Raw genomic sequence first — 13924 nt, forward strand, 5'->3', positions numbered from 1 at the left:
CGCGGGGTGGAGCAGCTCGGTAGCTCGTCGGGCTCATAACCCGAAGGCCGCAGGTTCAAATCCTGCCCCCGCAACCAAATTCCTTGGAGCATTCCAAGGTGCATAAGATGTGGAGCTGTGGTGTAGAGGCCTAACATGCCTGCCTGTCACGCAGGAGACCGCGGGTTCGAATCCCGTCAGCTCCGCCATTTTTTTAAGAACACCATTTTATAGTTAGCATGGCTCGGTAGCTCAGTCGGTAGAGCAGAGGACTGAAAATCCTCGTGTCGGCGGTTCGATTCCGTCCCGAGCCACCATTCCATTCCATACGCCGTTGTAGCTCAACTGGTAGAGCAACTGACTTGTAATCAGTAGGTTGGGGGTTCAAGTCCTCTCGACGGCACCATATGGCGGTCGTGGCGAAGGGGTTAACGCACCGGTCTGTGACTCCGGCATTCGTGGGTTCAAGTCCCATCGATCGCCCCATTACAAATTTATGTAATGGATAACCGATGTTGAAAAACCAAAGCAGTAATAGCATGAGCCATTAGCTCAGTTGGTAGAGCACCTGACTTTTAATCAGGGTGTCGAAGGTTCGAGTCCTTCATGGCTCACTTTTAACTTCATATGCGGTCATGGCGGAATTGGCAGACGCGCTAGATTCAGGTTCTAGTGTCAGCAATGACGTGGAGGTTCGAGTCCTCTTGACCGCATCATGATTTGCGGAAGTGGCTCAGCGGTAGAGCATCGCCTTGCCAAGGCGAGGGTCGCGGGTTCGATTCCCGTCTTCCGCTCCATTTTTTTTTTGCGGCCTTAGCTCAGCTGGATAGAGCGTTTGACTACGAATCAAAAGGTCAGGAGTTCGAATCTCTTAGGCCGCGCCATTTTTACGGGATGTAGCTCAGCTTGGTAGAGCACCTGGTTTGGGACCAGGGGGTCGCATGTTCAAATCGTGTCATCCCGATAACGTGTAATGAGTCCATTATCCATTCCGGATAACGGGCTCGTTTTTTTGTATCCCCAAGCTTCAGTTTGATTGCAGCTCTTCTATTAAAGGGNTTTTACGGGATGTAGCTCAGCTTGGTAGAGCACCTGGTTTGGGACCAGGGGGTCGCATGTTCAAATCGTGTCATCCCGATAACGTGTAATGAGTCCATTATCCATTCCGGATAACGGGCTCGTTTTTTTGTATCCCCAAGCTTCAGTTTGATTGCAGCTCTTCTATTAAAGGGGAATCGCCGAAATTCTCGCTTGCCAGCAGCGTAATCAGTTGCTTGGCTGTAGCCTCTGGTGTTTGAAGCCTTCCTTCTTGAGCGAGTTGAACAAATTGCTCAACGTATGGAAAATCCGCTTTGCTTGTTGTTCGGATTTGTGCTTGCAGCGCTGTATCGATCATACCGGGATACACAGAAGCTATCCTGACGTGATGATCTTTGCCGCTTTGCTCCAGGTGAATGCTTTTTGAAAAGGTGTCCAGACCGGCTTTGGATGTGCTGTAGCAGCTTTGCGACGGCAGCAAATATTTGGCTGAAGCCGACGATATGTTCATAATGCGTTTATCGGTCGCCCAGCCCTGCACGTGCTTGATAAAGTTAGAGGTGGTGACCATAGGCGCCAATAAATTGATGGTTGCATTTTCAAGGATTGCCTCTGCGCTAATTTGCTGTATCGGTGCAACGGGAGACAGCATCCCGGCGTTATTAATCATATAAATACCTTTCACCTCGGAGTCACTTCTGATCCCATGAAAGATATCGTCGAATAACGACTCTATCCCTGCGACGTTGTTAAGATCAAAGGAGATGAATGCTGCCGAAAAACCTCGCTCCTGTGCCAATTGGGCCAGCTGTTGGTTCGTTGATCGGGAAATACAATATACGGCATGATCCCCGCTCATGAGCTGCTGGGCCAATGCTTCTCCAATTCCTCTGGACGTTCCCGTAATGATGAAATGTTTCATTTGAAGCACCTCTATAATAGTTATTGGTTATACCTGGATGATAAAGTCTTGCTTTAACACGCTGTTTACAGCTTCCTTCCATACCCCTTCATAATCCATCCCAATACCCATTAGTTTGCATCTGGATATGCCGTCTATGGACAATGCCAGGAGATGCGCCTTATACGCCAGGTTGCCTGAAGGGACAGCTCCCAACTCGAATCCCATACTCAGCAGTTGTTGAAATCCGGTTAAAAAATCCTGCTGTATAGCAGATAAGCGCGCCCGATACATCTCTTCGCGTTCAGCCAGCGTCGCAAATTCGTTTAATACCCGCAGAACTGCATTATGGCTTTTATCCGGGTCCGGCAGCATGTTTAAACCGCCTTGATATAGACATTGCGCAAAATTGTGTAGAGTAACCTCTTCGATCTGAAAATAAGACTTGAAATAATGATCCTTAAAGATGTAATCAAAGGCTTGGCTGATTAATTCTTCTTTTGTAGAAAAATGATAATAAATTGACGGTTTGGTTATTCCTACCTTCTGGGCGATCATGCCCAAGCTTGTTTTTTCAAGCCCAAACTCAACAAATAGCTCAAACGCAGCTTCTATGAGCTGTTGGGAGGTCAGTTCTCTTTTTTTAATGGTAATCGCTCCTTGGGATAAAATGATTAAGGCTATTATAAGGGGGATACATTTTCAAAGTCAATATTTTAACGACCGTTAGTTAGAAAATATTTGTATTACGATAGAGGGTTTTGATTTGTTACCGAGAATACTTTATGGCAATAAGGAAATTAAGTAAGATTATATTGGAATGGGATTAACATTTATGGACTAATGGCTTTATGAAGCTGAAAGGAGGAGAAGCATGGCCAACGCCAATTTGATGAAAGAGATGAATCTTAACCATGTCCGGCAGGTTATGAGACGGGAGGAGACGGCAACAAAGCCGCAGCTGGCGGCATTAACCAAGCTTAGCGTTGTTACGATTAATTCCCTTGTGAAGGAGCTGCATGAATACGGGGAAATCATCGAGGACGAGATTACGCAATCCAGCGGAGGAAGACCGGCGCTTACTTATCGCTATAACTACGATTTCAGCCAGGCGCTTGTTATGTACATAAAAGAGAAGCAGGGGCAAGTGCTGCTATCGGTGACGGTTGTTAATCTGGATGACCGTATATTGCTGCAGGAAGAATACCTGATGCCTGTATTTCATTCATTACGCTTCTACGATGCAATTGGGGGAATCCTGGAGCAATTTCCCTCCGTCAAGGTCATAGGCGTCGGCATACCAGGGCAAACGGTTAACGGTGAAATTATGGTTTCCAGCCTTCCAGAACTGACAGGATATCGTATGGTGGAGGAACTGCATGAGCAATTTGGCTTGCCGGTTATGGTGGAAAATGACATCAATGCCGCGATTAGCGGATATTGCGCCCGTTATGAGCTGGAGGAGGAATGCATGATCGGAATCTATTTTCCACATAATCATCCTCCTGGTATGGGCATTTATTTGGATGGAAAAATCGTTAAAGGCAATAACGGCATGGCTGGAGAGATCAAATTTCTTCCCGGAAGCCCGGACTGGTACCAGCCTCTTGACGATGCCGGGTTTGGGGATGCCGCATGCCGCATGATTCATAGCATCAATGTCATTCTTGCCCCGCATAAAATTGTCATTTATCAGGACAGGGCCAAAGCAGAGGCTTTGAGTCAAGCATGGGAGGCTTATACCACGCGGCATGTTATGCCGGCTTATCCTGAAATGATCATTCAGGAAACCTTCCAGCAGGACTTCGAATCTGGAATGAGATGGTTGACTCTAAGAGATCTGTAGCCATAAACGTTAGGTGCTTTGTTATTGTCTTGACAACATAGAGGTTCTATTGCATATTTAATAAATAAACTTTATAAAGTATATTTATTAAAAGATATCGAGGGAAGGTGCAGGAGTGGCAACCTGGTTTTTACTTATCATTTATCTTGCATTTATAAGCTTGGGGCTGCCGGATTCCCTGCTTGGTTCAGCCTGGCCTGTCATGCAGCCGGAGATTGGAGCGTCATTTGGCTCTGCCGGTATTTTGTCCATGATTATTGCGGGGGGCACCATTGTATCCAGCCTGGCTAGCGGAACGATAGTGGGGAGGCTAGGCGTCGGAAAAGTAACCTTGATTAGCTGCTTAATGACAGCGGGGGCGCTGGTTGGATTTTCTGTCGCGCCTTCTTTTGTATGGCTGGCGGTGCTGGCTATTCCTCTCGGGTTGGGAGCAGGCTCCGTTGATGCTGGGCTGAATCAATACGTGGCTGAAAATTACAAAGCGCATCATATGAGCTGGCTGCATTGTTTTTGGGGCGTTGGCGCAACGACAGGTCCTCTAATCATGTCCGCATTTATAGCGGGCGACTACTCCTGGAGAGGCGGCTATGCCGCGGTAGCGATTATTCAGTTTGCACTGGTTGTTGTGTTATTCCTGACCCTTCCACTTTGGGAGCGTGTTGCTGAAGAGCACAAGTTGGAGAAGGCTATACAGAATGATGAACGAGATTTTTCCAACGAAGAAAAAACTAAAAACGAAACAAAGGTTGACCCAGAGTTTAGCTCTGTAGCAGATGCAAGCTCTGGCATAGCTTTCAAAAACAAAACAGCGACAGAGAAGTTAAATAGACCAGCTAAAGCTAATTTATTTGCGATAAAAGGCATCAAACCTTCGCTGGCGGCATTTTTGCTTTATTGCGGAGCTGAAAGCATGGTTGGATTATGGGGAGCCAGCTTTCTGGTTGGCGTACGGGAGGTAACGGCTGTAACCGCAGCAGGCTGGGTATCCATGTATTATGGCGGCATTACAATAGGACGTCTGATCACCGGCTTTATAACGTTGATGGTTTCCAATGTCGTTCTCATACGGTGCGGGCAAATTGTGACTATTGCAGGAGGCTTGCTGCTGATTCTTCCGCTGCCTGCGATTTTTTCATTAGCGGGGTTTGTATTGGTTGGCCTTGGGTTAGCCCCCATTTATCCGGGGCTTCTGCATGAGACGCCTGCCAGATTCGGCAAAGAGAACTCCGCGAGGCTGATGGGATACCAGATGGCTGTTGCATATACGGGAAGCACATTTCTTCCCCCGTTGTTTGGAGTACTGGCGACAAAAACGAGCGTTTCTTTATTTCCTCTTGTGCTGCTAATCATTCTTGGACTTATGTTATTTAGCGCTGAAAAAGTCAATCTTGCTCTCAGGAAGCCAAAAGAAGGTATCAGGAGCGGCGCATGAGGAACTATAAGAAGAAAGAGAAGTAATTACTGATTTCAAAGGTGAAGGGACGAGCATGCAATGAATCAGAAGGAAAGAATGCTGGCGGGCCTGCCATACAAAGCCTGGCTGGATGGCTTGATTGAAGAACGGACGGAGTGCAGGCTGAAAATCCGAGAATATAACCAGCTTCGGCCAGATGAGCATGAGAGAAGAGACGAACTGGTTCGCGCTATTTTGGGCAAAGCGGGAGAAAATATAAACATTGAGGCTCCGTTCCGCTGTGATTACGGCACGAATATTGAAGTTGGCAAAAACTTTTACGCTAATTTCAACTGTACGATTTTGGACGTTGGCAAGGTGACGATAGGCGATAATGTGCTGCTTGCGCCCAACGTTTCCATATATACGGCGGGGCATCCCATTCATCCCGATTCGAGAAATTCCGGTTACGAATACGGGATTGCCATTACAATCGGCGATAATGTCTGGATCGGCGGGAATGTCATTATTAATCCAGGCGTAACAATTGGCAGCAACGTCGTCATCGGCGCCGGAAGCATTGTGACCAAGGATATCCCGGACAATGTAATAGCAGTAGGTAGCCCTTGCAGGGTTATCCGCGAAATTACAGAGGCAGACCGCAAGTATTACTATCGGGATCGGGAATTTGATGTTACGGATTATTAGGCGAGGGACTGTTTCAGAAGGACACATTAACGAGCCAAAAGCAAAGGATACTTCAAGACCTCGGTAGCTTCCACAAGCTGCCGGGGTCTTTTACTATCTTTAGATGATATTTATTTGGAAATATCCCCCTTAAATGCAACTTATTTTTTGAAGCTGCCGTTTAGTTGTTATACACGGCGATTTATTATTTTCAGGAGGGGTATAGAAGTGAAAAAATCGGGTTTTGCAATCATGATCGCAGCGATGCTGCTAGGGGGATGCGGGGGAATTGATAATTCGGTTAAAGATGCAGATCCGTTTATGGTACACCCTCAGGTAAGTCAGGAGGATGCTGCTCTGCCGGCTCCATTTACGATGGACAAGCTTCAACAGGCTTTGGATGAATATATCAATTACCGGCTGTGGTACTATCCCGAAAATACGGCTGGAACTGTAGGGAATTCCAGCTTTGATGCCTATATTGGACAATCCATAGACGTTGAAATTCGCAGCTATGGAGAAGGCATTTACGCTAGCCTGCCGAAGAAGGAATGGCTTGTTGCTTTTGTAGAGAAGGAAGGTATCGTCTATACCCAAGGGCAAATAGATCCGGATATGAAAGCATGGCCCGGAGGCGACTATACAAGCATAGGCAGCTTTTCTTTAAAGATAAGCGAACCGAGAAAGCCTGTATTTGGCGATTCTCCGCGCAAAACCAAGATGATTGAGGCTTCCTTGGCTTACCTGGATCGTTACTACAACGATGTAAGCCAGCAGGGGGCGGACGAGGAATGGGAAGGGACTACGGCTACCCTTGTCGATTTTTATGAATACGAAATGGGTACAACAGCTTGGCTGGTTCGAAAGGACGGAGCAATCTATAACGTCCCTATGTATTTTGATGAAGAGAATGATGGTATTTTAGCTATAGGGATGAAGGGTTACCATGTGGAGGACGCGGAAGCTTTTGGACCTGAAGAAGGCTATCGTTACCTAAAAGAAGTGGAGGATGCCAGTATAAAAATCAAATATGGCCTGTAGCTAAATAGTGAAAATGAGGGTCAGAGCGTGTATGGGTGGCTTCGCGATAAAAATTTCACAGAATTGTGCGGAATAAAGAGGAAATAAGTCGATCCTTGTCGAATGAGAGGGTGTGTTCATACTATCTCTCCAGAAGCGGGGTATGCTTATTGAAAAAGAAATCTGCATTCAGAAGCCTCATTTTAGTTTGTCTTTGCCTTACGCTTGTGATGATGCCGGGTTATGCCGTGTTTGCGGCGCCGATTGATCGTCCTTCTGCTGCGGGCGGCGAGGAAAGCGTCACGGCCAGCAACTTTACGCCGGGGGCTACCTTAAAGCTTTATTTGACGAATGGAGTGCTTGTTGACACTAGTCCTTCGGGGGTTTTTGATCCAACTTATGAGTTTAGTAATGTTGTTCCGAACTCTTTAGGTTTTTATGTGACCCAGATGATAGGAAGCGACGAAAGTGCAAATTCCGATTTTGTCGGCGTCAGCCTAAGGACGCCTGCCATAGCGGCGGGCATTGGTTATGTGGATGTGAGCAACGTGCTGCAGGGGGCAACCGCGCAATTATATGAAGCGGACGGTACGCCTACAGGGATTACTCCCTCGGATCAAGGCGGCGGTGTATGGCGCTTTGACGGCTTGACGCCGCGAGCGGATTATTACGCTGTTCAGAGCATCAATAATGTTATTAGCTTGGGTACTAATCTGGCGACGGTGCTGCCTGACGTTCCGGACGCGCCAGCCACAATTGGGGGAGAAGAAAGCATACAGGTGAACAGCTTCACTTCGGGAGCTACACTGAAGCTTTATCTATGGAATGGAACGCTAGTGAATACCGCCACCAGCGTAACGGATTCCTCCTACACATTTACGAATGTAGTTCCGAATAGCATAGGCTTTTACGTGACCCAGACCGTTGGGTCCGAGGAAAGCGTCAATTCGGCTTTTACGTCAGTTTCGCTTCGCACGCCTGCCATAGCGGCGGGCATCGGTTATGTGGATGTGAGCAACGTGCTGCAGGGGGCAACCGCGCAATTATATGAAGCGGACGGTACGCCTACAGGGGTTACCCCCTCTGATCAAGGCGGCGGAGTATGGCGCTTTGACGGCTTGACGCCGCGAGCGGATTATTACGCTGTTCAGAGCATCAATAATGTCATTAGCTTGGGTACAAGCCTGGCGACGGTGCTGTCTGATGTTCCGGCCGCGCCAACCACAATTGGGGGAGAGGAAAGCATACAGGTGAACAGCTTCACTTCGGGAGCTACACTGAAGCTATATCTATGGAATGGAACGCTGGTGGATACCGCCGCCGGAGTAACAGACTCCTCCTACACATTTACGAATGTAGTTCCGAATAGCATAGGCTTTTACGTGACCCAGACCGTTGGGTCCGAGGAAAGCGTCAACTCGGCCTTCACGCCAGTTTCTCTGCGGGCGCCGGTTGCCATTGCTGGCGAGGATTACGTCGACGTATCCAATGTCCTTCAAGGCGCGCAAGTAGAATTATACGACAGCGGCGACAATCTTGTTTCATCAAGCCCGCAGGAAATGAATGACGGCGCTTGGAGGTTCGCGGGTCTCCAGACCAGAAAGAGCTATTATGCCATTCAAAGCATCAACGGCGTTACCAGCTCAAACTCCGTTTTTGTAACGATTAACCCCGATATTCCCGCAGCTCCGTCCGCAGCGGGAGGCGAGGAGCATATCGTGGCGAGCGGTTATGAAGAGGGAGCGACGCTCAAGCTGTATTTGACGGATCAGACCTTGCTCCGAACGATTCCCAATGTTGTCGGCTCAACCTACATGTTTGAAGATGTTGTTCCAAACCATCTGGGCTTTTATGTCACCCAAACGGTAGGGGGCGAGGAAAGCGAAAATTCCATATTTACAGACGTTTCTTTAAGAACGCCTGAAGCCAGCGGCGGAGTCCGCTATGTGGACATTTCTAATGTTCTGGAGGGAGCAAGCCTGGCCCTTTACGACAGCAACCATACCCTCATAACTGCTCAGCCTGTGGACCTGGGGAACGGCGTTTGGAGATTTAACGAGTTGAGCAATGGCTTAACCTATTATGCTATACAAAGCATTAATGGAGTTGTCAGTCTCAACACGCTATTTGTGACACTTCCGGAGCCGCCATCCCAGCCGCTGAATGTGGCCGCTGTTGCAGGCAACGGACAAGCCGTCATCTCGTTTACGCCACCGCTTGATAGCGGTAGAAGTCCAATTTCCGAATACCGTATTTTGGCGTCGCCTGGTGGAGAGATTGTTGCATCCGGCACAGCAAGTCCGATTACTGTAACTGGCCTGTCCAACGGAACCAGCTATACATTCAAAGTAATTGCAGTTAATGAAACGGGTGCTGGCGCAGCCTCGGAGGAGTCTAATGCAGTTGTTCCATGGGTGTACAGCTATGTTAACAATTCCATGAGCTCTTTTGACGTTGAGGTTATTGTGAATGGCAAGTCGGAACCTATTGGCCGGGCTTTTTATGGGTTTGAGAATGGCAGAAGTCTGGTTCGGATTGTTGCAAACCGTTCTGATTTGGAGAAGCGGCTTGCATCAGAAGGGGACCGTCCATCCATCATTGTGCCGGTGCAATCGACACATGACATCGCGATCGGAGAGTTTGACGGCGAGTTGATTCGCAGCATGCAATTAAAGCAGGCGACAATTGAACTGAGGACGCCGGATGCCTCTTACCGATTGCCAACGGGTGAAATTCCGCTGGATGAGATAATTGAGGTTTTTGGCAGCGGAGTCTCTCTTGCTGACATCACATTCAAGATCGAAACATCAGCGGCCTCCCGAGAGGCTATAGCCAGAGTGGAAAATGCAGCACGTAACGGCTCCTTCACAGTTGCCGCGCCGCCGCGTGAATTTGCTCTCTATGCTTCATATGGAGGAAAGACGCATGAACTGACAGGCTTTAATGTCTACGTGGAGCGTACTATTCATATACCTGCCAGCGCGGACCCATCCCGTATTACGACAGGTATCGTGGTTGAGGCTGACGGGACCGTACGCCATGTGCCAACTCGCGTTGTAGTGAACGGCAGCCAGTATACTGCGGTCATCAACAGCTTAACTAACAGCACATATGCAGTGGTTTGGAATCCTGTTGCATTTACCGATATGATTGGCCATTGGGCGCAAAATTCGGTAAACGATATGGGTTCTCGCATGGTGATCGGAGGTACAGGGGACGGTGTTTTTAATCCCGAAAGAGAAATGACGCGGGCTGAGTTTGCTGAAATGTTGGTGAAAGGGCTAGGCCTGAGGGTTGAAAAAGGAGCAATGGCTGCCCAATTCAACGATGTCGACGCAACGGATTGGTTCAGCGGGGCGATTCATTCAGCTGTATCCTACAAGCTGCTCCAAGGCTACGAAGACGGCTCCTTCAGACCTGAACAGAGGATTACAAGAGAGCAAGCCACGGTCATACTGGCCAAGGCTATGTTGATTACTGGCTTGACATCGAGCCCGCCTTCCGGTGATGACGAAGCTGTTCTCCAGGAGTTTGGGGATGCTGGAAGCATGTCGGGATGGGCCAAGCAAGGAGTCGTTGCAGCGATGAAAGCAGGAATTATTGTAGGAAAAAGCAGCGACAGACTTGCGCCGAAGGACTATTTGACGCGTGCAGAAGCTGCTGTCATGATTCAACGCTTGCTTCGCCAGTCTGACCTTATTGACAAATAGTCAAAGTCAAATAAAAAATCAGCTAAACGGCCTTGGTCCTATATTTTATCGGACCGAGGCCGTTTTGTTTGAGCACTTATTTGTTTGACAGTTCGCCTTGCGCATAGCTGACGGCTATGCCATAGTGAAAGAAGCTGTGACCTACATAAGGGATAGAAAAGAGTGAGGACTGTGAAAAAGCCCGAATCCGCTTATGCTTCTCGCGATGAGCGGCTGACTTATGTTTTAGGCGGGCATAAACCGCCCAATTTGCATAAATGGGGACCTGGTGTAAGAGATATTTACGCCCTTCACTATATCGTCAGCGGAAAAGGCGTTTTGGAAACGAATGGCGCTACCTTTTTCCTGAAAGCAGGCGAAAGCTTCATGATCTATCCGCAGCGCGAGGTCTATTATTATCCTGACCGGAACGACCCATGGGAATATGTATGGGTGGAATTCAAAGGCAATGAAGTATCGTCCTTGCTGTCCATGATTGATGTTTTGCCTGACAGGCCAGTTGTGCCGGAAGCGCCTGCCGCGCTGGAGCCTTATTTTTTAACCGCTTGGCACGGGGATATGAAGCCCTATCAGAAATTGAGGTCTGCAGCTCAGGTGCAGCAGCTTCTGACCCTGTACATGGAGTATTTTCCAAAGGCAGAAATGGTCTCTGCTCCGGACTACGCCGGCATCGCCAAGGAATACATTAGGAATAATTATTGGAATGCGTCGCTGACAGTTGCCGATATTGTTAGCGTCGTTAATATTGAACGAAGCTATTTGTTCCGTTTGTTCAAGGAGCGGACGGGGATGTCCGTATCGGGGTATTTGACCGCCTGCAGAATTAGCAATGCCTGCAAGCTGCTCCAATCCACAAGCCTATCAATCAAAACGGTGTCCTTCTCGGTTGGCTATGGGGATCAGCTTTATTTCTCGAAGGTATTCAAAAAAACGACATCCTACACTCCGTCGGATTACAGATCCAGAGGAATGCGGGATGCCGATTTTTTTCCTGAAAATGGAGAGGGAATGCCTTTAGGCTAAGACGTGCCTGAAAACCCGCCTTAGGCCATCTTCTAACCGGACACGCCTTAGCGAAACAAAAAGCATTTTCCCGACTGCCGGTAATAAGCTATCAGTTTTTCGATAGGCTCGCGCCCGCAATTGAGCTTTTCGCCCAGGCAGTCGATGCATATGAATTGCTGGTCGATTCGGGAAATCAGCTTTAAGTAAATCGCCACATCATCCGGCATTAACGGGACGCTGCATTTGCGGCAGGTTCTTGCGGAGCTCATTTATTTGACCAGCTTGGCGCGTACAATGACACAATCGTGTGCGGGCACTGTCGGAGCGAAGCGCTCCTTGAAGACGCCAAGCTCTTTATGCTCCCAGCAATCGTACAAGGACAAGGAATAGCCAGAGGCGTAAGGAAGTCCCATATCCCAGAACAGCATCGGAATTTCGCGCTGGCCGTCGCTTAAGTTAAAGAAGCCGATAGCCAGGTCGCCGTTGGTCAGCGTTTTGACAAGCATAAATATTTCATCGGTGTGGAACCATTGCGGCTCAGGCTTGATGCGGTAAGCACCTCTGGCCTCCAGATCCTGATTAATGGCGATAAGGTCGGAATTGAGCAAAATATCTTTGGTCGCCTGATTCGCGGAACGGACGTCGCAGCCGATCATCAGCGGGGAACCCATGATGCACCACAAAGAGAAGTGAGTTTTGTACTGGGTGTCGCTAAGTCCGCCAATTCTGCCGATAAAATCGTTATTGCTGCCTCCATACATACCTACAACTAGCATATCCATATCGTTATGACAGAAGGAGCCGGTGTAGCATCCCTTGTCAAGCTGCGAGATGGCAAGACTTTTGACGGTATCCCAGTTGTCACGAATATCCTCTGTTGATCTATACATATGAGCGCCGGAATCGCGTACCCATTGGTAAGTATTGTCGAAGCCCCAGTTGCATGCAGAGAACAGGATGTCTCTGCCGGAGTTTTTGAGCGCAAGGCTCATTCGCTTGTAGAGCAGCTCTCCCGATACATTACGCGGCTTGAAGCAATAGTCATATTTTAAAAAGTCGACGCCCCATTCCGCAAAAAGCCTGGCATCCTGAAACTCATGCTCGAAGCTGCCGGGATAACCCGCGCAGGTATGAGTGCCGACGCAGGAATACATGCCAAACTTCAAGCCTTTGGCGTGAATATAATCAGCAAGCGCTTTCATCCCGCTAGGAAATTTTTCAGGATCGGCAACGAGATTGCCCTCAGCGTCGCGCTCCTTCAAGCTCCAGCAATCGTCGATGACGATATATTCATAGCCTGCGTCCTTATAACCCTCCGATATAAAGCGATCCGCAACATCCCGAATCAATCCTTCATTAATGTCCCAGGTAAAGGTGTTCCAGGAATTCCAGCCCATAGCGGGCAGCAGCCCCAACGGCATTTGGTTGTTGTTCATATTTGCTTCATCCTTTCCGATCTACCGCCTGAAAGCCAGAGCAATACTGGCGGCTTGAATGGGATTTATTTTGGTCAAGTCACACCCATTAAAACACAGCGAGTTCCTTGTGTCCTATAGCTTAACGTTGCTTTTGTATGGAGGCTTGTTGCCTACTATTTAATCTGTTCCAGGAGGGACGGGTTTTGCTGAATAATGATTCACCGTAACAGACTTTTTGGGCAGCTCCTTGTTCTCAAAAGATTCCAGCACTCTGGTAGCTTTTTTATGAAACGGCACTTTCGTAGTTCAGTTTTTTCAAAATACACCTTAATAGGTATAGAGTAATTCATCGATTTGCTTTATTTTATGGAATAAAACAATTTTTTTATGGTTGCCGATATTGAGCAATACGGAGGGTAAATAATGAAAGCAATTCGAAAGCGTATTTTTATCCTGTTGTTGGCGGCGATGCTGGTTTTCCCTATGTTTCCCAAGCCAGGACTAGCGGAAAAGCCTCTGACGTTTAACGAAGCGCCTAACCCGGATTTTTCGGATTTACAGGCGGCGAAGGAAGCGGTGGAGAAGGCGGAGTATCCTGCAGCCAACCAAGCGGAATATGGCACCGAAGCTGCGGCGGCGAGCTATGTGGAGCAGCTGGTAAAGCAGGCGGTAAATAACGACGAGATTGGTCTGTCGATCCACATTGACGCGTACACGGCGCCGAAGGCGGGGGATGCGGACTACCCGGGTGGCACCGACGGCCAGATCGCCTTCACCGTTACGTTGACCAAGGGAGCGCAGGTGCAGAGCATCGCTCAGCAGACGCTCATGATCAAGGCGATGCCATATGCCGGCGTTTCTAATCAACAGGCGATAGACAGGGCCATGAGCCTGTTGGCGGGTGAGCTTCAGGCGCTCGATGTTCCG

The 13924-nt window shown here is 48.5% G+C and carries 11 protein-coding genes and 11 tRNA genes; 18 read left to right on the forward strand and 4 right to left on the reverse strand.

What is annotated here, in order from left to right:
* The 11 genes from A7K91_RS06435 to A7K91_RS06485 all read left to right on the forward strand — a co-directional run bounded on the left by A7K91_RS06435 (position 1) and on the right by A7K91_RS06485 (position 1117).
* Positions 1-77 (forward strand) — tRNA-Met (locus A7K91_RS06435).
* Positions 78-111: 34 nt separating this feature from the next.
* A tRNA-Asp gene (locus A7K91_RS06440) sits at positions 112-188 on the forward strand.
* 32 nt (positions 189-220) lie between these two features.
* Positions 221-296, forward strand: a tRNA-Phe gene (locus A7K91_RS06445).
* Positions 297-309: 13 nt separating this feature from the next.
* Positions 310-385, forward strand: a tRNA-Thr gene (locus A7K91_RS06450).
* A gap of 4 nt (positions 386-389) precedes the next feature.
* Positions 390-465: transfer RNA gene (locus A7K91_RS06455), tRNA-His, on the forward strand.
* A 55-nt stretch (positions 466-520) separates the two neighbouring features.
* A tRNA-Lys gene (locus A7K91_RS06460) sits at positions 521-593 on the forward strand.
* Between the two features lie 15 nt (positions 594-608).
* Positions 609-692, forward strand: a tRNA-Leu gene (locus A7K91_RS06465).
* A 9-nt stretch (positions 693-701) separates the two neighbouring features.
* Positions 702-776 (forward strand) — tRNA-Gly (locus A7K91_RS06470).
* 10 nt (positions 777-786) lie between these two features.
* Positions 787-863, forward strand: a tRNA-Arg gene (locus tag A7K91_RS06475).
* 6 nt (positions 864-869) lie between these two features.
* Positions 870-943, forward strand: a tRNA-Pro gene (locus A7K91_RS06480).
* A 100-nt stretch (positions 944-1043) separates the two neighbouring features.
* A tRNA-Pro gene (locus A7K91_RS06485) sits at positions 1044-1117 on the forward strand.
* 63 nt (positions 1118-1180) lie between these two features.
* Here A7K91_RS06485 and A7K91_RS06490 read toward each other — a convergent pair.
* Positions 1181-1939 carry a (S)-benzoin forming benzil reductase gene (locus A7K91_RS06490; RefSeq protein ID WP_068680865.1) on the reverse strand — a complete coding sequence of 253 codons (759 nt, stop codon included), beginning with the start codon at positions 1937-1939 and terminating at the stop codon, positions 1181-1183.
* 27 nt (positions 1940-1966) lie between these two features.
* Positions 1967-2476: a TetR/AcrR family transcriptional regulator gene (locus A7K91_RS06495; RefSeq protein WP_245697287.1), complete on the reverse strand. Its 510-nt coding sequence runs from the start codon at positions 2474-2476 to the stop codon at positions 1967-1969.
* A 316-nt stretch (positions 2477-2792) separates the two neighbouring features.
* On the opposite strand from A7K91_RS06495, the gene A7K91_RS06500 reads away from it, so the two are divergent.
* The 6 genes from A7K91_RS06500 (at position 2793) to A7K91_RS06525 (ending at position 11597) form a co-directional block, all read left to right on the forward strand.
* The gene (locus A7K91_RS06500) at positions 2793-3764 is read left to right on the forward strand and encodes an ROK family protein (protein ID WP_068680870.1); all 972 of its coding nucleotides are present in this window, start codon (positions 2793-2795) and stop codon (positions 3762-3764) included.
* 115 nt (positions 3765-3879) lie between these two features.
* Entirely contained in the window at positions 3880-5196 is a 1317-nt protein-coding gene (locus tag A7K91_RS06505; protein ID WP_068680872.1) for an MFS transporter, read from the forward strand.
* 60 nt (positions 5197-5256) lie between these two features.
* Positions 5257-5865 (forward strand): sugar O-acetyltransferase, encoded by a 609-nt coding sequence (locus A7K91_RS06510; protein WP_068680875.1) that lies wholly within the window; start codon positions 5257-5259, stop codon positions 5863-5865.
* Between the two features lie 207 nt (positions 5866-6072).
* Positions 6073-6885, forward strand: coding sequence for a hypothetical protein (locus A7K91_RS06515; protein WP_068680877.1), 813 nt, complete (start codon positions 6073-6075; stop codon positions 6883-6885).
* Positions 6886-7034: 149 nt separating this feature from the next.
* Positions 7035-10574 carry an S-layer homology domain-containing protein gene (locus tag A7K91_RS06520; protein WP_156739380.1) on the forward strand — a complete coding sequence of 1180 codons (3540 nt, stop codon included), beginning with the start codon at positions 7035-7037 and terminating at the stop codon, positions 10572-10574.
* Between the two features lie 171 nt (positions 10575-10745).
* The gene (locus A7K91_RS06525; RefSeq protein WP_068680881.1) at positions 10746-11597 is read left to right on the forward strand and encodes an AraC family transcriptional regulator; all 852 of its coding nucleotides are present in this window, start codon (positions 10746-10748) and stop codon (positions 11595-11597) included.
* Between the two features lie 47 nt (positions 11598-11644).
* Here the strand turns inward: A7K91_RS06525 and A7K91_RS06530 are convergent, their stop codons facing one another.
* On the reverse strand, positions 11645-11848 hold the full coding sequence (locus A7K91_RS06530; protein ID WP_068680883.1) for a hypothetical protein: 204 nt from the start codon (positions 11846-11848) through the stop codon (positions 11645-11647).
* On the reverse strand, positions 11849-13015 hold the full coding sequence (locus A7K91_RS06535; protein WP_068680885.1) for a glycoside hydrolase family 27 protein: 1167 nt from the start codon (positions 13013-13015) through the stop codon (positions 11849-11851).
* 405 nt (positions 13016-13420) lie between these two features.
* Between A7K91_RS06535 and A7K91_RS06540 the strand changes: the two genes are divergently transcribed.
* On the forward strand, positions 13421-13924 hold a 504-nt coding region (locus tag A7K91_RS06540; RefSeq protein ID WP_156739382.1), incomplete at its 3' end, for a hypothetical protein.

The organism is Paenibacillus oryzae (assembly GCF_001675045.1).
Taxonomy (GTDB): Bacteria; Bacillota; Bacilli; order Paenibacillales; family Paenibacillaceae; genus Pristimantibacillus; species Pristimantibacillus oryzae.

Coding starts and splice junctions, on each gene's coding strand:
- A7K91_RS06490 (WP_068680865.1), bottom strand. CDS start 1,939: ATGAAACATTTCATCATTACGGGAACGTCCAGAGGAATTGGAGAAGCA.
- A7K91_RS06495 (WP_245697287.1), bottom strand. CDS start 2,476: ATGATCGCCCAGAAGGTAGGAATAACCAAACCGTCAATTTATTATCAT.
- A7K91_RS06500 (WP_068680870.1), top strand. CDS start 2,793: ATGGCCAACGCCAATTTGATGAAAGAGATGAATCTTAACCATGTCCGG.
- A7K91_RS06510 (WP_068680875.1), top strand. CDS start 5,257: ATGAATCAGAAGGAAAGAATGCTGGCGGGCCTGCCATACAAAGCCTGG.
- A7K91_RS06530 (WP_068680883.1), bottom strand. CDS start 11,848: ATGAGCTCCGCAAGAACCTGCCGCAAATGCAGCGTCCCGTTAATGCCG.
- A7K91_RS06535 (WP_068680885.1), bottom strand. CDS start 13,015: ATGAACAACAACCAAATGCCGTTGGGGCTGCTGCCCGCTATGGGCTGG.